The sequence below is a fragment of the Pseudomonas sp. P7779 genome, assembly GCF_013386315.1.
GTDB lineage: Bacteria > Pseudomonadota > Gammaproteobacteria > Pseudomonadales > Pseudomonadaceae > Aquipseudomonas.
On sequence record NZ_JACARZ010000074.1, the window covers coordinates 22,974 to 42,661 of the forward strand.

A 19,688-nucleotide genomic window follows, 5' to 3' on the forward strand; every position below is an offset into this window, starting at 1 on the left:
CTCACCTCTTGCTCTTGATGGCAGTGCCGAGCACTTGCAGGTACGAAACCAGCGCGTCCATCTCGGTCTTGCCCTTGAGGGAGGCCACGGCACCGGCGATGTCGTCGTCGGTGTACGGCACGCCGAGGGTGCGCATCACCTTGAGCTTGGTCTCGGTGTGGCTGCTGTCGACCGGGGCGGTGACCAGCCATGGGTACGCCGGCATCTTCGATTCCGGTACCACGTTGCGCGGGTTGTACAAGTGCGCGCGGTGCCAGTCGTCCGAGTAGCGCGCGCCGACGCGGGCCAGGTCCGGCCCGGTACGCTTGGAGCCCCACAGGAACGGGTGATCCCACACGCTTTCACCGGCCACCGAGTAGTGGCCATAACGCTCGGTTTCGGCGCGGAACGGGCGGATCATCTGCGAATGGCACTGTACGCAGCCTTCGCGGATATAGATGTCGCGACCTTCCAGTTGCAGCGCGGTGTAGGGCTTCATGCCTTCCACTGGCTTGTTGGTCACATCCTGGAAGAACAGCGGCACAATCTGGGTCAGGCCGCCGATACTCACGGCGAGCACCATCAGCAGCATCAGCAGGCCGACGTTCTTTTCAATGGTTTCGTGTTTCATCATCGACTCCTCAGGCCATCTGCGCCGCAGCGGCGACTTCGGCGGGTTGTGCCGAACGCACGGTGCGCCAAGTGTTGTAAGCCATCAGGAACATGCCGCTGAGGAAGATCGCCCCGCCCACCAGTCGCACGATGAAGCCTGGGTGGCTGGCCACCAGGGTTTCGACGAAGGAGTAGGTCAAGGTGCCGTCTTCGTTGACCGCACGCCACATCAGGCCCTGGGCGATGCCGTTGACCCACATCGAGGCGATGTAGAGCACGGTGCCGATGGTGGCCAGCCAGAAGTGCGCGTTGATCAGGCCGAGGCTGTACATCTGCTCGCGACCGAAGATTTTCGGGATCATGTGATACAGCGCGCCGATGGAGATCATCGCTACCCAACCCAGCGCCCCGGCGTGTACGTGGCCGATGGTCCAGTCGGTGTAGTGGGAGAGGGCGTTGACCGTCTTGATGGCCATCATCGGCCCTTCGAAGGTCGACATGCCGTAGAAGGCCAGGGAAACCACCAGGAATCGCAGGATCGGGTCGCTGCGCAACTTATGCCAGGCGCCCGACAGGGTCATCATCCCGTTGATCATCCCGCCCCAGCTCGGTGCCAGCAGTACCAGCGACATCACCATGCCCAGGGACTGTGCCCAGTCCGGCAGCGCGGTGTAGTGCAAGTGGTGCGGGCCGGCCCAGATGTACAGGGTGATCAGTGCCCAGAAGTGCACGATGGACAGGCGATAGGAATACACCGGGCGTTCGGCCTGTTTCGGCACGAAGTAGTACATCATCCCGAGGAAGCCGGCGGTGAGGAAAAAGCCTACCGCGTTATGCCCGTACCACCACTGCACCATGGCATCCGTCGCACCGCCGTACAGCGAGTAGGACTTGGTCAGGCTGACCGGGATTTCCAGGTTGTTGACGATATGCAGGATGGCCACGGTGATGATGAACGCACCGAAGAACCAGTTACCGACGTAGATGTGCTTGGTGTTGCGCTTCATCACCGTGCCGAAGAACACGATGGCATAGGCCACCCAGACGATGGTGATCAGGATGTCGATCGGCCATTCCAGCTCGGCGTATTCCTTGGAGCTGGTGTAGCCCAGCGGCAAGGTGATCGCGGCCAGCACAATGACCAGCTGCCAGCCCCAGAAGCAGAACTGCGCGATCTTTGGCGCGAACAATTGGGTCTGGCAGGTGCGTTGCACCGAGTAGAAGGAGCTGGCAAACAGCGCGCAACCGCCAAAGGCAAAGATCACCGCGTTGGTGTGCAGCGGGCGCAAGCGGCCGAAACTGGTCCAGGGCAAATTGAAGTTGAGTTCGGGCCATACCAACTGGGCAGCGAGAAAAACCCCGAGTCCCATGCCGACGATGCCCCACACCACCGTCATAATGGCGAATTGGCGGACCACCTTGTAGTTATAGGCGGTACTTAAAGTAGTGTTCATGGTTCCCCATCCACGGTTCAACCCAAGCAAATGCGGCACTTGGGCTGGAGTTATAGGCAGACTAAAAAGCGAGGCAAGCATGGGCAAAGAGCACAAGGCCAGTATTGACGGGGATCAATGGGCGCAGTGTGTGCGGGAACGCGGCTGGTTGTGGGATGTCGCCACAGGGTCTATCGCGCGTACGCCCACGACGTTGATCCTGGCCCACGGCGCGGGTGCGCCGATGGACTCGGGCTTCATGAACGACATGGCTGCACGCCTTGCCGGGCATGGCGTGAACGTGTTGCGCTTCGAGTTTCCCTACATGGCCCAGCGCCGTGTGGACGGGGGCAAACGCCCACCCAATCCAGCCCCGAAACTGCTGGAATGCTGGCGTGAGGTGTACGCCGAGGTGCGACGTCATGTCGCTGGGAAACTGGCGGTGGGCGGCAAGTCGATGGGCGGGCGGATGGCCAGTCTATTGGCGGATGAATTGGGCGCGGACGCGCTGGTGTGCCTGGGTTATCCGTTCTATGCGGTGGGCAAGCCGGAGAAGCCACGGACCGAGCACCTGGCCGGGCTGAAGACGCCGACGTTGATTGTGCAGGGTGAGCGGGATGCACTGGGCAATCGGGCGGCGGTGGAAGGGTATGTGTTGTCGCCGAGTATCGAGGTGATGTGGCTGGTGGCGGGGGATCATGATTTGAAGCCGTTGAAGGCTTCGGGGTTCAGTCATGAGCAGCATCTGGAGGCTGCGGCGGTGAAGGTGGCCGGGTTTCTCGGCGCCTGATAGGGCCCTTTCGCGAGCAAGCCCGCTCCCACATTTGAAATGCATTCCAAATGTGGGAGCGGGCTTGCTCGCGAAAGCGGTTTACCGGTTAAAGCGTTCTACCAGCGAATACTGAGTATTGGCGGTATGCGTCAGCTCTTCACTCAACTGCGCCGAATTCAACGCCTGTTCCGACGTCTGGTCCGCCAGCAGCGCAATGGTGCTGATGTTACGGCTGATCTCTTCCGCCACCGAGCTCTGCTCTTCGGTCGCCGCCGCAATCTGCGCCGTCATATCAGTGATGTGCGCCACCGCCTCGCTGATCCCGATCAGCGCCTGATCCGCTTCCATCACCCGTGCCACACCTTCTTCCGCCTGGCGATGCCCGGCGTCCATGGTTTGTACGGCCGCGCTGGCGGTCTGTTGCAGCTTGGCGATCAGCGCATGAATCTGCCCGGTGGACTCGCTGGTGCGCTGGGCCAGTTGCCGCACTTCGTCGGCCACCACCGCAAAGCCGCGACCCATCTCCCCGGCACGGGCCGCTTCGATGGCCGCGTTCAGCGCCAGCAGGTTGGTCTGGTCGGCGATGCCTTTGATCACATCCACCACGCCACCGATTTCGTCACTGTCCTTGGCCAGTTGGGTCACGGTCACGCCGGTCTCGCCCACGGCCACCGACAGGCGCTGAATCGCTTCGCGGGTTTCGCCGGCGATATCACGGCCACGCCCGGTCAGGCGATTGGCTTCCTGGGTGGCATCGGCGGTGCGTTGCACATGGCTGGCGACTTCCTGAGTCGTCGCGGCCATCTGGTTGACCGCGGTGGCCACCTGTTCGGTTTCCACGCGCTGGCGTTCAAGACCGCTGGAGCTGTTATGCGCCAGGGTGTTGGATTGCGCGGCCTGGTCGTTGAGGTGCTCGGCAGTGTCCTGCAGGCGTGTCAGGCAGGTCTTAAGACGCGCCTCCTGGCTGAGGATCGACATTTCCAGGCGCGCCTGGGCGCCGCGGCTGTCGGTGTACATCTGCGCGATCAGCGGGTCTGAGGTGGTCTGTTCGGCCAGGCGCAGCAAGCGCTTGAGCCCGCGTTGTTGCCAGCTCAGGCCCAACAGGCCCAGCGGTACCGACAGCGCCGCTGCCAGGGCAAAGCCCCAGTGGGAATTGAGCCAGACGCCAATCAGGAAGCTCAACTGGCTGACCAGGATAAACGGCAGCCAGTCCTGCAACACCGGCAGCCACTTGTCGCGGCGCGGGATGGCCGGCTTGCCCTGGTTGATGCGCTGGTAAAGCGCTTCGGCACGGCGGATCTGCTCGGCGGTGGGCTTGACCCGCACCGACTCGTAGCCGATCACCTGGTTGCCGTCGAAGACCGGTGTCACATAGGCGTTGACCCAATAGTGATCACCGCTCTTGCAGCGGTTCTTGACGATGCCCATCCATGGCAAGCCTTGTTTGAGCGTGGACCACATGTGTGCGAACACTGCCGCCGGCACATCCGGATGACGAACCAGGTTGTGCGGGGCACGCAGCAGTTCGTCATGGGAAAACCCACTGATCTCGACGAAGGCGTCGTTGCAGTAGGTGATCACGCCTTTGGCATCCGTGGTGGAGATCAACCGTTGCTGAGCGGGGAAGGTACGTTCGCGCTGGGTAACGGGTTGGTTATTACGCATGATTGTTCAATCCGCAAGGCTTTGACAGGTTGTCGACCGTCGCGGGGTTTTATTTAACTTATTTTTTGCAACAATCGGCGCAGCCTCAGCCCGCCAGCATCGGATAGGTAAACAACCCGAAATGCAGCAGGTTCAGCCCGAAGTGCGTAACGATCGCCGCGCCCAATCCGCCAAAGCGATACGCCAGGCCGTAGCCCAGGCCTGCGATGGTCGCCAGCAGGGTCCACTGCCAGCCTGCGCCCAGGTGTACCAGGCCGAACAGCAGGGCGGCCAACAGCAATGCGAGGTTTTCACCATAGGGCAATTGCTTGAACCGTCGGCACAGGCCGCCCTGGATATAACCGCGGAACAGCGCTTCCTCCACCAGGGTCACCAGCAGCAGGTTATTCAACACCCACAGCCAGGCCTGCTCCGGCCACTTCGGGGCCCAACTGATGACGCCCAGCAACGCAGCGCCGCCCAGGGCGGCAATCGCCGTCAGTGTCAACGCCAGGGCGGTGGCGTAGATCGACAGGCGCAGGGACCGGCGCGCAACAATCCACGGGCAGGCCAGCAGCAGCCAGAAGCCAATCAGCGGCTTGTCCTGGTTCAGGTACATCGAGAAAGGCACGGCGTCGTCCGTAAAGCGCTGCGGCGCGATCCCGCGACCGTTGTAGAACCCCGGCAGCCAGTGCATCGCCAGCCCCAGCGCCAGCACGATAAACAGCCCGTGGCCCAGATAGCGTACCCACGGGTTTCGCTGTTGCCGCACGGCAAACCCGGCCAACAGCAGCATGGCGACGGAAAGCGCCGCCATTAACCCCAATTGCCCGTAGCTCAAGGCAAGTACATAGCCGATGGAAAGAAGCGCCAGGTACAGCCATGGCAATGCAAGCATGGGGAATCCTTGTGACAGTCAAAATCTGAGGGCGGCAGTATACCGAGCGTCACCGACGGTAAAAATGAAAACACCGCCAGGGAAGGCGGTGTTTTGGGTAGCGCGTGTCAGTTACGAGGCAATCAACTGCCGCAACACGTAGTGCAGGATCCCGCCGGCCTTGAAGTACTCGACCTCATTGAGGGTGTCGATGCGGCACAGCACTTCGACCTTCTCGCTGCTGCCATCCTCACGGGTGATCACCAGCGTCAGGTTCATGCGTGGCTCGATCTCGGCGTGGGTCAGCCCGAGGATGTCGATCTTCTCCTTGCCGGTCAGCTTGAGTGCCTTGCGGTTCTGGTCCAGCTTGAACTGCAGGGGCAGCACGCCCATGCCCACCAGGTTGGAACGGTGAATCCGCTCGAAACTCTCGGCGATCACCGCCTTGACCCCCAGCAGGTTGGTGCCCTTGGCCGCCCAGTCACGGCTTGAGCCGGTGCCGTATTCCTGGCCGGCGATCACCACCAGCGGGGTGCCCGAGGCCTGGTATTTCATGGCGGCGTCATAGATCGGCATTTTCTCGCCGGTAGGGATGTAGATCGTGTTGCCGCCTTCCTCGCCGCCGAGCATTTCGTTGCGGATGCGGATGTTGGCGAAGGTGCCGCGCATCATCACTTCATGGTTGCCGCGGCGCGAGCCGTAGGAGTTGAAGTCCCGCGGTTCGACGCCTTGCTCGCGCAGGTATTTGCCGGCCGGGCTGTCGGTCTTGATGTTGCCGGCAGGGGAGATGTGGTCGGTGGTCACCGAGTCCCCCAGCAATGCCAGCACGTTGGCGCCCTTGACGTCTTCGATCACCGGCAGCGGGCCGCCGATGTCGTCGAAGAACGGTGGGTGCTGGATGTAGGTGGAGTCCTTCTGCCACACGTAGGTTGCAGCCTGCGGCACTTCAATGGCCTGCCACTGTTCATCACCGGCAAACACCTCGGCGTATTCCTTGTGGAACATCCCGGTGCTGACTTGTGCAACGGCGTCGGCGATTTCCTTGCTGCTGGGCCAGATGTCCCGCAGGTACACCGGTTTTCCGTCAGAGCCGGTGCCCAGTGGTTCGCTGCTGATGTCCATGCGCACGGTGCCCGCGAGGGCGTAGGCTACGACGAGAGGCGGGGAGGCCAGCCAGTTGGTTTTCACCAATGGGTGCACCCGGCCTTCGAAGTTACGGTTGCCTGAAAGCACCGAGGCTACCGCGAGGTCGGCTTTCTGGATGGCTTTTTCGATCGGTTCGGGCAGCGGCCCGGAGTTGCCGATGCAGGTGGTGCAGCCATAACCCACCAGGTCGAACCCCAGCTTGTCGAGGTATTGGGTCAAGCCTGCCGCTTTGTAGTAATCAGTCACGACTTTGGAGCCCGGCGCCAGGGAGGTTTTCACCCAGGGCTTGCTCTTCAGTCCTTTCTCCACGGCCTTTTTCGCCACCAGTCCCGCCGCCATCATCACGCTCGGGTTGGAGGTGTTGGTGCAGGAGGTAATGGCCGCGATCACCACCGCGCCGTTTTTCAAGCGATAGGTCTGGCCTTCGAAGTCGTAGTCGGCTTCACCGATCAGGTCGGCGTTGCCCACCGCAACACCGCCGCCGCCTTCGCTCTCCAGGCGGCCCTCTTCCTTGTTGGTGGGTTTGAATTGCAGGTCGAGGAAATCGCTGAAGGCCTGGCCGACGTTAGGCAGTGAGACACGGTCTTGCGGACGTTTAGGCCCGGCCAGGCTGGCTTCGACGCTGGCCATGTCCAGCGCCAGGCTGTCGGTAAAGATCGGCTCCTGACCTGCATTGCGCCACAGGCCCTGGGCCTTGGTGTAGGCCTCCACCAGTTTGACGGTTTCTGCAGGACGGCCCGACAGGCGCAGGTAGTCCAGAGTCACGTCGTCCACCGGGAAGAAGCCGCAAGTGGCGCCGTATTCCGGGGCCATGTTGGCGATGGTGGCGCGGTCTGCCAGGGGCAGGTCAGCCAGGCCATCACCATAGAATTCGACGAATTTCCCGACCACGCCTTTTTTGCGCAACATCTGGGTGACGGTCAGCACCAGGTCGGTGGCGGTGATGCCTTCTTTCAGCTTGCCGGTGAGCTTGAAGCCGATCACTTCCGGGATCAGCATCGACACCGGCTGCCCGAGCATCGCGGCTTCCGCTTCGATCCCGCCCACGCCCCAGCCCAATACGCCGAGGCCGTTGATCATGGTGGTGTGGGAGTCGGTGCCGACCAGGGTGTCGGGGAAGGCATAGGTGCGGCCGTCTTCATCCTTGGTCCACACGGTGCGGCCGAGGTATTCCAGGTTGACCTGGTGACAGATGCCGGTGCCCGGTGGCACTACGCTGAAGTTGTCGAAGGCGCTCTGACCCCAGCGCAGGAAGGCGTAGCGTTCGCCGTTGCGCTGCATTTCGATGTCGACGTTTTCCTGGAAGGCGCCGGTGGTGGCGAACTTGTCGACCATCACCGAGTGGTCGATCACCAGGTCCACCGGTGACAGCGGGTTGATGCGTTGCGGGTCACCGCCGGCCTTGGCCACGGCGGCGCGCATGGCGGCCAGGTCGACCACGGCGGGCACGCCGGTAAAGTCTTGCATCAGCACACGGGCGGGGCGGTATTGGATCTCGCGGTCGGAGCGGCGCTCCTTGAGCCAGGCGGCAATGGCCTTGAGGTCGGCGCCGGTGACGGTCTTTTCGTCCTCCCAGCGCAGCAGGTTTTCCAGCAGCACCTTGAGGGACATCGGCAGCTTGTCCAGATCACCCAGGCTCTTGGCGGCTTCGGGCAGGCTGAAGTAGTGATAGGTCTTGTCGTCGATCTGTAAGGTTTTAAGGGTTCTCAGACTATCAAGGGATGACATTACATGACTCCTTATGGTCCGCACGGCTACGGACCTGACGGGACGAACAGAGCTTACAAATTAGCCCTGTTTTAAGTAGCTGGCTAATTACTGGACTCTATCAATAAGTCCAAGGTTCCGAACTCGGCTATCATGCGCGCGTTTTCATGACAGGCATTGCGCTATAGCAAGCCCGTGATCCAGGAGAGTTGATGAACACCCTTTTTATGCACTGCCGCCCGGGTTTTGAAGGCGAAGTCTGTTCCGAGATCGCGGAACACGCCGCACGCCTGAACGTTTCGGGCTATGCCAAGGCCAAGACCGGCAGCGCCTGCGCCGAATTTGTCTGCACCGAAGAAGACGGCGCCCAGCGCCTGATGCGCGGCCAACGCTTTGCCGAGCTGATCTTCCCGAGGCAGTGGGCGCGCGGGGTGTTCATCGACTTGCCGGAAACCGACCGTATCAGCGTGATCCTCGCGCACCTGCGGGATTTCCCGGTGTGCGGCAGCCTGTGGCTGGAAATGGTCGACACCAATGACGGCAAGGAGCTGTCGAACTTCTGCAAGAAATTCGAAGTTCACTTGCGCAAGGCGCTGATGGCCGCCGGCAAACTGGTGGAAGACGCCAGCAAGCCGCGCCTGCTGTTGACCTTCAAGAGCGGCCGCGAAGTGTTCATGGGCCTGGCCGAGTCAAACAACTCGGCCATGTGGCCGATGGGCATCCCGCGCCTCAAATTCCCGCGGGACGCGCCAAGCCGCTCGACCTTGAAGCTGGAAGAGGCCTGGCACCACTTTATCCCCCGTGATCAGTGGGACGAGCGCCTGCACAGCGACATGACCGGCGTCGACCTCGGCGCAGCGCCTGGCGGCTGGACCTGGCAACTGGTCAACCGCGGCATGCTGGTGACCGCCATCGACAACGGCCCGATGGCCGAAAGCCTGATGGATACCGGGCTGGTGCAGCACTTGATGGCCGACGGCTTTATCTACACCCCCAAGCAGCCGGTGGACTGGATGGTCTGCGACATCGTCGAGAAACCGGCGCGCAATGCGGCCCTGTTGGAAACCTGGATCGGCGAGGGACATTGCCGCGAAGCAGTGGTCAACCTGAAGTTGCCGATGAAGCAGCGTTATGCCGAAGTGAAGCGCCTGCTTGAACGCATCGCGGAAGGCTTCAAGGAACGTGGCATCCGGGTGGAGATCGGCTGCAAGCAGCTGTACCACGACCGTGAAGAAGTGACCTGCCATTTGCGCCGGTTGGATGTGAAGAAGCCAAAGGCCCGGTAAACTGGCAGCCTGTATCAGGAGTGAATGATGAGCGACATTTTTGACACCCCGGTCGATGGCACCCTTGATGCCACCGGCCTCAACTGCCCGGAACCGGTGATGATGCTGCACCAGCACATCCGCGACCTGGCGCCCGGTGGCTTGCTCAAGGTGATCGCGACCGATCCGTCGACCCGTCGCGACATCCCCAAGTTCTGCGTGTTTCTCGACCATGAACTGGTGGACCAGCAGGAGCAGGCCGGTACCTACCTATACTGGATCCGCAAGAAATCGGCTTAAGCCCGGCGAATCCGCTTGCGTGCGCTGCGCACCAGGCGGATCACCAACATCGCCGCGGCACAGCTCAGGCCCACGATCAGCCCCTGCCACAAGCCGCTCGGGCCGCGGGCGTCGCCCAGCCACTCGGTCAGCCCCAGCGCGTAGCCCACCGGCAAGCCCACGCCCCAATACGCAAACAGCGTCAGCACCATGGTCACCCGAGTATCCTGGTAACCACGTAGTGCGCCGGCGGCCGTGACCTGGATCGCGTCCGAGAACTGAAACAGCGCCGCAAACACAATCAGCATCGCCGCCACCTGGATCACCAGCGGGTCCTGGGTGTAGATGGTGGCGATCTGTTCGCGAAACAGCAGCATCAGGCTGCAAGACAGGCAGGCATACACCAGCGCGGTGCCCATTCCGACACCTGCGGCAAAGCGCGCCTCACGGGGTTCTCCTCGGCCCAGGGCCTGGCCCACGCGCACGGTGACCGCCATGCTCAGGGAATAGGGGATCATGAACACCAGCGAACTGAAGTTCAGCGCGATCTGGTGCCCGGCCACCACCGTGGCGCCGAGGCTGCCGATCAGCAGCGCGATCACCGCAAAAATGCTCGACTCGGCGAACACCGCGATCCCGATGGGCAAGCCAATGCTCAACACACGCTTGATCACCGACCATTGCGGCCAGTCAAAGCGCTTGAACAGCTCGCTGCTCTGATACACCGGTGCCCAGCGGGTCCAGGCGGCCAGGCCAAGCATCATCACCCACATCACGATCGCCGTGGCCCAGCCACAACCGATGCCGCCCATGGCCGGCACGCCGAAGTGGCCGTAGATAAACACATAGTTCAGCGGAATATTCAGCGCCAGCCCGCACAGGCCCATGACCATGCTCGGCCGCGTTCGGCCCAGCCCGTCGCTGAAGCAACGCAGCACGTAATACAACGCAATGGCCGGCATGCCCGAAGCGATGCCGTGCAGGTAGCCCATGCAGGGCTTGATCAACTCGGGATCGACCTTCATCAGGTGCAGGATCGGTTCGGCGCTGATCAGCAACAGCAGCGCGGTAATTCCCACCACCAGTGCCAGCCACATCGACTGGCGCACCAGCGGGCCGATTTCACCGTGGGTGCCGGCGCCAAAGCGCTGGGCGACTTTCGGCGTGGTGGCCAACAGGGTGCCGGTCATCAGCAGGTACACCGGGATCCAGATGGAGTTGCCCAGGGCGACCGCCGCCAGGTCTCGGGAGCTGACACGCCCGGCCATCACGGCATCGACGAACCCCATGGCGGTGGTCGCCAGTTGCCCGATCATGATCGGCAGCGCCAGGGCCAGCAGGTTGCGCACTTCAAGGCTGACGCGGGCGGGGCGAGAAAGGGCGGTGGTGGTTGTGGCAGTGTTCACGTACAGATGTCCGATAGGGGGAGCGCAGGACGGCGCATTCTACGCCTTGACGTGTTGGTCAGGAAAAAACCTGTGTTGTGGATTTGTAAACACATCCCCGCGCAAATGCAGCGTTTTGTGGCGAGGGCGCTTGCTGTGGTGAGGGAGCTTGCTGTGGCGAGGGAGCTTGCTCCCGCTGGGCTGCGCAGCAGCCCCATAACGGGCAACCGATGTGTACCTGAAAAAACACGGTGCTGCATTTGGGAGCGCTGCGCACTCCAGCGGGAGCAAGCTCCCTCGCCACAAGGAAAACCGCTGTACACTGCTGATCCGCGAAAGGAGCCTGCCATGCTGATTGTTGCCGACGAAAATATCCCGCTGCTCGATGCATTCTTCGAAGGATTCGGCGAGATTCGCCGGGTTCCGGGCCGGTCCATTGACCGCGCGACGATAGAGCAGGCCGATGTGCTGCTGGTGCGTTCAGTGACCAACGTCAACCGGGCCTTGCTCGAAGGCACGCCGGTGCGGTTTGTCGGCACCTGCACCATCGGCACTGATCACCTCGACCTCGATTACTTCCAGCGCGCCGGCATCCAGTGGTCCAGCGCCCCCGGCTGCAATGCCCGTGGCGTGGTCGACTATGTGCTGGGCAGCCTGCTGACCCTGGCCGAGATCGAAGGCGCCGACCTGGCCCAGCGCACCTACGGTGTGGTGGGGGCCGGTGAAGTCGGCGGGCGTCTGGTCAAGGTGCTCAAGGCGTTGGGCTGGAACGTGCTGGTGTGCGACCCGCCCCGGCAGATCGCCGAGGACGGTGATTACGTCAGCCTGGAGCAGATCGTCGAGCAGTGCGATGTGATCAGTCTGCACACGCCGCTGAACAAATCCGGCAACGGCTCCACCTGGCACTTGTTCGACCGCGAGCGCCTCAACCAGCTCAAGCCCGGTGCCTGGCTGATCAACGCCAGCCGCGGCCCGGTGGTGGACAACGCCGCCCTCAAGGAGGTGCTGCTGGCGCGCGAAGACCTGCAGGCCGTGCTGGATGTGTGGGAAGGCGAGCCGCAGGTGGACGTCGACCTGGCCGACCTGTGTGTGCTGGCCACCCCGCATATCGCCGGCTACAGCCTGGACGGCAAGCAGCGCGGCACGGCGCAGATCTATCAGGCGTTTTGCCGGCATCTTGGTCAGGACCCGACGATTCAATTGAGCGACTTGCTGCCGGAGCCGTGGCTGGCCGAAGTCAGCCTCAATGCCAATACCGATCCGGCCTGGGCCCTGGCGACCCTGTGCCGCAGCGTGTACGACCCGCGCCGTGATGACGCGGATTTCCGCCGCAGCCTGGTAGGCACAGTGGATGAGCAGCGCAAGGCCTTCGACCTATTGCGCAAGCACTACCCCGAGCGGCGTGAGATTGACGGCTTGAAAGTGCGGATCAACGGCGAGTCTGCCGCCTTGTCGAGCATCGTGGCAGCATTGGGCGCACAGGCAATCTGAAGGCATAAAAAACCCGACCATCAAGGCCGGGTTTAAGAGAGCGTGGGCGAATCAGCCTCGCTTGGCAGGCTTGACCAATTTCTGTTCCAGTTCGGCGCACGCGCTCTGGATCATTTCTTCGGTGATTTGCACTTCGCGGCCCTGAGCGTCGATATACGAGCAAGGCAATTGCTGCGGTTGGCGGATCACTTGAATTTTGGCGTTGCTGCTGTTTTGCAAGGACATGGCCCGTCTCCTCATCAGGTTGTGTACCTACTTTAAAACCCCCGCGTGACCGCGTTGTTACAACTCCTTGCGCGGCCCGCAGATCGAATGCCCAGTCCAGCAGAAACCGATACAAATTTCCAGCCGGTCCTTAGACCGATAGCCTCTAGGGCCTAGGTTCGGTGAGCATAATTAACCTGACTCATTGTGATTCGCTCAAGTTCCCCCCATGTAGCTATGCAGGTTCCCGTCTCCAACCTTCAGGTGAAACCCTCCATGCTCTCAGCCCGTCAACGCCGCGCGATTCGCCTGGCCAGTCGCTTCGTCGCTCCCTACCGCTGGCAGGCCCTGGGCGCCTTGTTGGCGCTGATCGTCACCGCCGGCATTACCTTGTCCATGGGCCAGGGTATTCGCCTGCTGGTGGACCAGGGGTTCATGACCCAGTCGCCGCACCTGCTCAACCAGTCCATCGGTCTGTTCATGATCCTGGTGCTGGGCCTGGCGGTGGGCACCTTTGCGCGGTTTTACCTGGTGTCGTGGATCGGCGAGCGGGTGGTGGCGGACATCCGGCGGCAAGTGTTCAACCACTTGATCTACCTGCATCCGGGCTTCTACGAAAACAACCGCAGCTCGGAAATCCAGTCCCGGCTGACCACCGACACCACCTTGCTGCAATCGGTGATCGGCTCCTCGCTGTCGCTGTTCCTGCGCAACGCCTTGATGGTGATCGGCGGGATCGTGCTGCTGTTTGTCACCAACCCCAAGCTCACCAGCATCGTCGTGATAGCGCTGCCACTGGTGCTGGCGCCGATCCTGATCTTCGGCCGCCGGGTGCGTAGCCTGTCGCGCCAGAGCCAGGACCGCATCGCCGATGTCGGCAGCTATGTGTCCGAAACCCTCGGCCAGATCAAGACCGTGCAGGCCTACAACCACCAGGTCCAGGACGAACAGCGCTTCGCGCTGACGGTGGAAGAGGCGTTCACCACCGCCCGCAAACGCATCGTGCAGCGCGCCTGGCTGATTACCCTGGTGATCATGCTGGTGCTGGGCGCCGTGGGCGTGATGCTCTGGGTCGGCGGCATGGACGTGATCGGCGGGCGCATTTCCGGTGGTGAGCTGGCGGCGTTCGTGTTCTACAGCCTGATCGTCGGCAGTGCCGTCGGTACCTTGAGTGAAGTGTTGGGCGAGTTGCAGCGCGCCGCCGGTGCGGCGGAGCGGATTGGCGAATTGCTGCAGTCGAGCAATGAGATCAAGGCGCCCGAAGCCAACGTGATCAAGTTGCCGGAGCGGGTCAGTGGCCGCCTGGAAATCCAGGATTTGCGCTTCTCCTATCCGTCGCGTCCGGATCGTTTTGCCATCGACGGCTTGAGCCTGAGCATCAATGCTGGCGAAACCCTGGCCCTGGTCGGTCCGTCCGGTGCGGGTAAATCGACGATGTTCGATCTGTTGCTGCGTTTCTACGATCCCCAGCAAGGCCGCATCCTGCTTGAAGGCCACCCGCTGACCGAGCTGGATCCGCTGGACCTGCGCCGCTGTTTCGCCCTGGTGTCCCAGAGCCCGGCGCTGTTTTTCGGCAGCGTTGAGGAGAACATCCGCTACGGCAATCCGACGGCCACCTTTGCCCAGGTCGAGGAGGCGGCGCGCATCGCCCACGCCCACGACTTCATTTTGCAAATGCCCGACGGCTACCAGACCCACCTGGGCGACGGCGGCATGGGCCTTTCGGGCGGCCAGCGCCAACGCCTGGCCATCGCCCGGGCCTTGTTGGTGGATGCACCGATCCTGCTGCTGGACGAAGCCACCAGCGCGCTGGACGCCCAGAGCGAACACCTGATCCAGCAGGCGCTGCCGCAGTTGATGGAAGGGCGCACCACCCTGGTCATCGCCCACCGGCTGGCCACGGTGAAGAATGCCGACCGGATTGCCGTGATGGACCAGGGCAAGCTGGTGGCGGTGGGGACGCATCAGCAGCTGATCGCCAGCAATCCGCTGTATGCACGGCTGGCGGCGTTGCAGTTCAGTGATGGTGAGTCGACCACCCACTGATTCACCGCCCACAAAAAATGCCCGCATCTCTCAATGCGGGCATTTTTTATGGGACAGCGTTACTTACTGATCATCAAAATACCGCTCATGCCAATCCACCAGCGGCTGCGGTGCATTGAGCTTCTGCCCGTAGATCACCGAATAAGACAGCACGTTCTGCACATACTGGCGGGTTTCGTCGAACGGGATGCTTTCCACCCACACATCGAAACTCAGGTGATCGGCGCCGCGCAGCCATTGGCGTACACGGCCCGGGCCGGCGTTGTAGGCGGCGGTGGCGAGCACGCGGTTGCCGTTGAACTGGGCGTGGACCTGGCTCAGGTAGGCGGCGCCGAGCTGGATGTTCTTGTCCGGGTCGAGCACCTGCTGTTGCGAAGCCAGCGGGATGCTGAACTTTCGCGCAGTCTCCTTGGCGGTGCCGGGCATCAGTTGCATCAGGCCGGTGGCGCCGACGCCGGAGCGCGCGTCGTCCATGAAGGCGCTTTCCTGGCGGGTGATCGCAAATACCCAGCTGGAATGCACGCCGCGGACCTTGGCTTCGCGCACCAGGGTGTCGCGGTGGGCCATCGGGAAGCGGATGTCCAGGTCGTCCCAGTACTGCGCCTGGCTGATGGTGCGGATCGCCGGGAAGTACCACTTCATGTCGTAGGCCAACTTGGCCTGGGCGACCATTTCGTCGCGGTTGAAGTGCCGGCTGACGTGGTACCACTCGCGGCGGCCATCAACGATCTGGCCACGGGCGTAGAACTCCAGGGCGCGGCGCACGCCCGGTGTGTTGCGTACCTTGTTCATCAGCGCCTGGCTCATCACCAGTGGCTTGTTGTTCAGTTGGTACGGGGACTGGGAGCGATCCGCCGCCAGGAAACCGTAAAAGTCTCGTTCCTTGGCCAGGCCCTTGTACATCACCAGGGCTTGCGGGTTCTTCGGCTCTGCCAGTTCCAGGCTGCGGGCCTGCCAGTAGCGCCAGCGGTTGGTGGTGGCCAAATCCTGGGGCAGCTTGCGGGTCAACTGGTAGGCGTCTTCCCAGCGGGCCAGGCGCAACAGCAGGCGCAGGCGCCATTCGGAAACGGTGTTGTCCCGCAGTTCCGGATCGTATTTGGTCATCACGTCAAGGGCGCGCGGGTCGTAGCGACGCGCCAGGGTCAGGCCGATTTCCCGGGCGATCGACACTTTTTCGTCACGAGAGAAGTGCATGCTGCTGGCATAACCGTCGAGCAGGGCCATGGCCTTGTCCGGGTCCTGGCGTGCCAGGCGGCGCAGGCCCAGGCCTACGGCATCGGACATGGCTTCGTTGGCCGGCAGGAAGCGCGATGGGTCGCCGAGCATGTCGGGCTTCTGCGCCACGTCCACCATCAGGCGGCCCTGGACGCCGAGGGTCGGCAGGGTCTTCACCAGGCTGTTGGCCAACGGATAGTTGCGGGCTTCGGCGGCCAGCTTGGCGCGGTCCCATATCTTCTGTTCGGTCAGTTGGCCGTCGGCGGCCCACTGGCCAAAGGTGGCATCACAGGCCGCAGGCTGGGATTTACCGGTCAGCCACAGCTTCTCGGTGGTTTTATAACCTTCGGCTTTTTGGTTGTGGGTCAGCTGGAATTGGCCATGGAGGCAGTCCAGTTCGACGAAATTGAGTTTGGCGTCGTAGTACTTTTCAAAGGTTTGCCAGTCGCCACGGTCGGCCAGCCAGCGCAACCAGCGCAGTTTCATCCAGTTGGCCTGGGGCAGGTCGCCGTTCTTGGCGAGGAATTGTTCGATCTCCTCGTTGCTGGCGGTTTTCAGTCGCGCCGTGAGCTCGTCGTAGGCGAGGTACGGCGTCAACGGGTAGTCGGCCAGGGCCTGGCTGTATTGGAAATACGGGCCGCTGTCGCCTTTGGCGAGGGCTCGTTTGGCTTCATCGTAATATTGACGTTGGGTGGTGAGGTCCACGGCCTGGGCGGATTGAACGGCGGTGGCAGAAAGAAGCAGACAAGATAAAAAGCTGAAAAGGCGACTGCGCATGAGACGTCCGTGCAGAGGAATCTGGACTAGTGCCGACGTCGCCGACACTGATTGCCCCTAGCTTAGCCTTTTGCCCGCAACCGGTGAAAGCTTTGCCGGTCGCTTCGTTCAAGTTCATCTGAAATGTCCAACAGAACGTGTCAGCGGCGAAAATGCCGGCCGCCTCGAGCCCTAAGTCAGGTAGAATGCGCGCCCAGTTTTTGGAGAAGCGTATGACCCTGCTCAAATTCAGCGATGTGTCCCTTGCTTTCGGCGCTATGCCGTTGTTGGACAAGGTGTCCTGGCAGATCGCCCGTGGTGAGCGGGTGTGCATCATCGGCCGCAACGGCACCGGCAAGTCCAGCATGATGAAGCTGGTAAAAGGCGACCAGAAGCCCGATGACGGCTCTGTCTGGCGCGCCCCGGGCCTCAAGATTGGCGAATTGCCGCAAGAATTGCCGGTGGCCGACGGACGGACAGTGTTCGACGTGGTTGCCGAAGGCCTCGACGGCGTGGGCGCACTGCTCGCCGAATACCATCACCTGGCGCAGAACTGCGTCACCGAAGCCGACCTGGACAAGCTGATGCACGTCCAGCAAGACCTCGAAGCCCGCGACGGCTGGCGCTTGCAGCAATTGGTCGACAGCACCCTGAGTCGCCTGCAACTGCCCGCCGACAAGACCCTCGCCGAATTGTCCGGCGGCTGGCGTCGCCGCGTCCTGCTGGCCCAGGCCCTGGTTTCCGAGCCGGATCTGTTGCTGCTCGACGAACCGACCAACCACCTGGACATCGGCGCAATCGCCTGGCTTGAAGAAGCCCTCAAGGATTTCCAGGGCGCCGTGCTGTTCATCACGCACGACCGTTCCTTCCTGCAGAACCTGGCAACCCGCATCCTCGAACTGGACCGTGGCGGCCTGATCGACTGGAACGGCGACTACGCCAGTTTCCTGGTGCACAAGGAAGCCGCGCTGTCTGCGGAAGAAACCGCCAATGCCCTGTTCGATAAGAAGCTGGCCCAGGAAGAAGTCTGGATCCGCCAGGGCATCAAGGCCCGCCGCACCCGTAACGAAGGCCGCGTACGTGCCCTGAAAGCCCTGCGTGTCGAGCGCAGCGAGCGCCGTGAACGCACCGGCAAGGCCAATATCCAGCTGGACACCGCCGACAAGTCGGGCAAGCAAGTGATGGTCCTGGAAAACGTCAGCTTCCATCACCCGGACGGCCCGTTCCTGATCAAGGACTTCTCCATGGTCCTGCAGCGCGGCGACCGTATCGGCCTGCTCGGCGCCAACGGTACCGGCAAGACCACCTTGCTCAAGCTGATGCTCAACGGCCTGCAACCCACCAGCGGTACCGTGGAAGAGGGCACGCGCATCGACGTGGCCTACTTCGACCAGCTGCGCCACCAGTTGGACCTGGAAAAAACCGTGATCGACAACGTCGCCGAAGGTCGCGACTTTATCGACATCGACGGCCAGAGCCGCCACGTGCTGAGCTACCTGGGCGACTTCCTGTTCAGCCCGCAGCGGGCACGTACGCCGGTCAAGGCCTTGTCCGGTGGTGAGCGTGCGCGCCTGCTGCTGGCCAAGTTGTTCAGCAAGCCAGCCAACCTGCTGGTACTCGACGAACCGACCAACGACCTCGACGTGGAAACCCTGGAACTGCTGGAAGAGGTCCTGCTGACCTTCAACGGCACCGTGCTGATGGTCAGTCACGACCGGGCATTCCTCGATAACGTGGTCACCAGCACCCTGGTCTTCGAAGGCGAAGGCAAGGTGCGTGAATACGTCGGTGGTTATCAGGACTGGCTGCGCCAGGGCGGCTCGCCGCGCCTGCTGGGCGTGACCGAGAGCAAGTCCGGCAAGGCTGACTTGACCTCGGCCGTGGTTGCTCCAGTGGCTGCTGCTCCGGCACCAGCCCAGGAAGCACCTGCTGCGAAGAAGAAGCTCAGCTACAAGCTGCAACGTGAGCTGGAAGCACTGCCGGGTGATATCGACGCCAAGGAACAGCAGATTGCTGCCGTTGAAGCTGAAATGGCTGACGCGGGTTTCTACCTGCGTCCAGCTGCAGAAACCGCCAAGGTGATTGCATCCCTCGAGCAGCTTAACAGCGAGCTTGAAGCCCTGGTTGAACGCTGGGCCGAGCTGGATGCCTGAGTGATTCAAGCGCAATAAAAAACCCGGCGCTCATTTGTATGAGCGCCGGGTTTTTTGTATGAAACGCGGTTCAGATGTGGGAGCGGGCTTGCTCGCGAATGCGGTGTGTCAGTCCATATATTTGTCGACTGATCCACCGCTTTCGCGAGCGAGCCCGCTCCCACACAAGCCCGCCCCCACATTGGATTGCCGTTGGTCTTACGAGCTCTTGACCAGTTTCACGGCCAGCACATCGCAAGGTGCGCCGTGCAGCACGTCATTGGCGGTGGAGCCCAGCAGCAAGGCCAGGCCGTGACGGCCGTGGCTGCCGACCACGATCAGGTCGCAACCTTGCTCCTTGGCCAGGTGGTGGATTTCCTGGCGCGGCTGGCCGTAGGTCAGGTGGCTCTGGTCTTTTTTCAGGGCAGGGTACTTGTTGATCAGCCGGTCAAGGCGTTCCTTGGCCTGGTCGAACTGCTGCTGTTGCAGTTGGGAAAGGTCCATCGGCACATCGCCGCCAAAGGCCATGGCCATCGGTTCGACGATATGCACCAGGGACAGCTTCACCGAGTCGCCTGCAAGGCCTACGGCCCGCTTGATCACGGGGTCGCATTCTTCGGTCAGGTCCACGGCGACCAGAATATGTTCGTAGGGCATGAGGAGTCCTCCAAGGGAAAGCGATAAGTTCAGTATGGCTGGTTTCAAGCGGATGGGGTTGCGTCAGGTCAAATCCGCTCATCAAGAA

The 19,688-nt window shown here is 62.1% G+C and carries 15 protein-coding genes; 6 read left to right on the forward strand and 9 right to left on the reverse strand.

Going from position 1 to position 19,688, the window contains the following annotated elements; all coding sequences use genetic code 11:
• Position 1: 1 nt before the first annotated feature.
• Both ccoO and ccoN read right to left on the reverse strand, forming a co-directional pair.
• Positions 2 to 610, reverse strand: a complete 609-nt coding sequence (ccoO, locus tag HX869_RS21075) for a cytochrome-c oxidase, cbb3-type subunit II (RefSeq protein WP_003219010.1) — start codon at positions 608 to 610, stop codon at positions 2 to 4.
• Between the two features lie 10 nt (positions 611 to 620).
• Positions 621 to 2,045 carry a cytochrome-c oxidase, cbb3-type subunit I gene (gene ccoN, locus HX869_RS21080; protein WP_003219009.1) on the reverse strand — a complete coding sequence of 475 codons (1,425 nt, stop codon included), beginning with the start codon at positions 2,043 to 2,045 and terminating at the stop codon, positions 621 to 623.
• Between the two features lie 79 nt (positions 2,046 to 2,124).
• On the opposite strand from ccoN, the gene HX869_RS21085 reads away from it, so the two are divergent.
• Positions 2,125 to 2,814: an alpha/beta family hydrolase gene (locus HX869_RS21085; protein ID WP_177019527.1), complete on the forward strand. Its 690-nt coding sequence runs from the start codon at positions 2,125 to 2,127 to the stop codon at positions 2,812 to 2,814.
• Positions 2,815 to 2,895: 81 nt separating this feature from the next.
• On the opposite strand, the gene HX869_RS21090 is transcribed toward HX869_RS21085, so the two are convergent.
• The 3 genes from HX869_RS21090 to acnA all read right to left on the reverse strand — a co-directional run bounded on the left by HX869_RS21090 (position 2,896) and on the right by acnA (position 8,191).
• Complete coding sequence (locus HX869_RS21090) at positions 2,896 to 4,461, reverse strand: PAS domain-containing methyl-accepting chemotaxis protein (RefSeq protein ID WP_008437582.1); 1,566 nt, start codon at positions 4,459 to 4,461, stop codon at positions 2,896 to 2,898.
• Positions 4,462 to 4,546: 85 nt separating this feature from the next.
• On the reverse strand, positions 4,547 to 5,338 hold the full coding sequence (locus HX869_RS21095; RefSeq protein WP_177036334.1) for a CPBP family intramembrane glutamic endopeptidase: 792 nt from the start codon (positions 5,336 to 5,338) through the stop codon (positions 4,547 to 4,549).
• 111 nt (positions 5,339 to 5,449) lie between these two features.
• Positions 5,450 to 8,191: an aconitate hydratase AcnA gene (gene acnA, locus HX869_RS21100; RefSeq protein ID WP_178903593.1), complete on the reverse strand. Its 2,742-nt coding sequence runs from the start codon at positions 8,189 to 8,191 to the stop codon at positions 5,450 to 5,452.
• Between the two features lie 191 nt (positions 8,192 to 8,382).
• On the opposite strand from acnA, the gene rlmM reads away from it, so the two are divergent.
• Positions 8,383 to 9,456, forward strand: a complete 1,074-nt coding sequence (rlmM, locus tag HX869_RS21105) for a 23S rRNA (cytidine(2498)-2'-O)-methyltransferase RlmM (protein ID WP_003219000.1) — start codon at positions 8,383 to 8,385, stop codon at positions 9,454 to 9,456.
• A gap of 27 nt (positions 9,457 to 9,483) precedes the next feature.
• Entirely contained in the window at positions 9,484 to 9,735 is a 252-nt protein-coding gene (tusA, locus tag HX869_RS21110; RefSeq protein WP_088424520.1) for a sulfurtransferase TusA, read from the forward strand.
• Here tusA and HX869_RS21115 read toward each other — a convergent pair.
• Entirely contained in the window at positions 9,732 to 11,120 is a 1,389-nt protein-coding gene (locus HX869_RS21115) for an MATE family efflux transporter (RefSeq protein WP_032899660.1), read from the reverse strand. The genes tusA and HX869_RS21115 overlap by 4 nt on opposite strands.
• Positions 11,121 to 11,447: 327 nt before the next feature.
• Between HX869_RS21115 and pdxB the strand changes: the two genes are divergently transcribed.
• Complete coding sequence (pdxB, locus tag HX869_RS21120) at positions 11,448 to 12,590, forward strand: 4-phosphoerythronate dehydrogenase PdxB (protein WP_087694847.1); 1,143 nt, start codon at positions 11,448 to 11,450, stop codon at positions 12,588 to 12,590.
• A gap of 51 nt (positions 12,591 to 12,641) precedes the next feature.
• Here the strand turns inward: pdxB and HX869_RS21125 are convergent, their stop codons facing one another.
• A complete protein-coding gene (locus HX869_RS21125; RefSeq protein ID WP_003218992.1) occupies positions 12,642 to 12,815 on the reverse strand; it encodes a PA1571 family protein in 174 nt (57 codons plus the stop codon).
• Positions 12,816 to 13,031: 216 nt separating this feature from the next.
• Here HX869_RS21125 and HX869_RS21130 point away from each other — a divergent pair, with 216 nt between their 5' ends.
• A complete protein-coding gene (locus HX869_RS21130) occupies positions 13,032 to 14,840 on the forward strand; it encodes an ABC transporter transmembrane domain-containing protein (RefSeq protein ID WP_177008120.1) in 1,809 nt (602 codons plus the stop codon).
• A gap of 63 nt (positions 14,841 to 14,903) precedes the next feature.
• On the opposite strand, the gene HX869_RS21135 is transcribed toward HX869_RS21130, so the two are convergent.
• Entirely contained in the window at positions 14,904 to 16,832 is a 1,929-nt protein-coding gene (locus HX869_RS21135; protein ID WP_178903594.1) for a transglycosylase SLT domain-containing protein, read from the reverse strand.
• A 212-nt stretch (positions 16,833 to 17,044) separates the two neighbouring features.
• Here HX869_RS21135 and HX869_RS21140 point away from each other — a divergent pair, with 212 nt between their 5' ends.
• On the forward strand, positions 17,045 to 18,964 hold the full coding sequence (locus HX869_RS21140; protein WP_003218986.1) for an ATP-binding cassette domain-containing protein: 1,920 nt from the start codon (positions 17,045 to 17,047) through the stop codon (positions 18,962 to 18,964).
• 198 nt (positions 18,965 to 19,162) lie between these two features.
• Here the strand turns inward: HX869_RS21140 and HX869_RS21145 are convergent, their stop codons facing one another.
• On the reverse strand, positions 19,163 to 19,600 hold the full coding sequence (locus tag HX869_RS21145) for a universal stress protein (protein ID WP_003218985.1): 438 nt from the start codon (positions 19,598 to 19,600) through the stop codon (positions 19,163 to 19,165).
• Between the last annotated feature and the right edge of the window lie 88 nt (positions 19,601 to 19,688).

Coding starts and splice junctions, on each gene's coding strand:
- ccoO (WP_003219010.1), bottom strand. CDS start 610: ATGAAACACGAAACCATTGAAAAGAACGTCGGCCTGCTGATGCTGCTG.
- ccoN (WP_003219009.1), bottom strand. CDS start 2,045: ATGAACACTACTTTAAGTACCGCCTATAACTACAAGGTGGTCCGCCAA.
- HX869_RS21085 (WP_177019527.1), top strand. CDS start 2,125: ATGGGCAAAGAGCACAAGGCCAGTATTGACGGGGATCAATGGGCGCAG.
- HX869_RS21090 (WP_008437582.1), bottom strand. CDS start 4,461: ATGCGTAATAACCAACCCGTTACCCAGCGCGAACGTACCTTCCCCGCT.
- HX869_RS21095 (WP_177036334.1), bottom strand. CDS start 5,338: ATGCTTGCATTGCCATGGCTGTACCTGGCGCTTCTTTCCATCGGCTAT.
- acnA (WP_178903593.1), bottom strand. CDS start 8,191: ATGTCATCCCTTGATAGTCTGAGAACCCTTAAAACCTTACAGATCGAC.
- rlmM (WP_003219000.1), top strand. CDS start 8,383: ATGAACACCCTTTTTATGCACTGCCGCCCGGGTTTTGAAGGCGAAGTC.
- tusA (WP_088424520.1), top strand. CDS start 9,484: ATGAGCGACATTTTTGACACCCCGGTCGATGGCACCCTTGATGCCACC.
- pdxB (WP_087694847.1), top strand. CDS start 11,448: ATGCTGATTGTTGCCGACGAAAATATCCCGCTGCTCGATGCATTCTTC.
- HX869_RS21125 (WP_003218992.1), bottom strand. CDS start 12,815: ATGTCCTTGCAAAACAGCAGCAACGCCAAAATTCAAGTGATCCGCCAA.
- HX869_RS21130 (WP_177008120.1), top strand. CDS start 13,032: ATGCAGGTTCCCGTCTCCAACCTTCAGGTGAAACCCTCCATGCTCTCA.
- HX869_RS21135 (WP_178903594.1), bottom strand. CDS start 16,832: ATGCGCAGTCGCCTTTTCAGCTTTTTATCTTGTCTGCTTCTTTCTGCC.
- HX869_RS21140 (WP_003218986.1), top strand. CDS start 17,045: ATGACCCTGCTCAAATTCAGCGATGTGTCCCTTGCTTTCGGCGCTATG.
- HX869_RS21145 (WP_003218985.1), bottom strand. CDS start 19,600: ATGCCCTACGAACATATTCTGGTCGCCGTGGACCTGACCGAAGAATGC.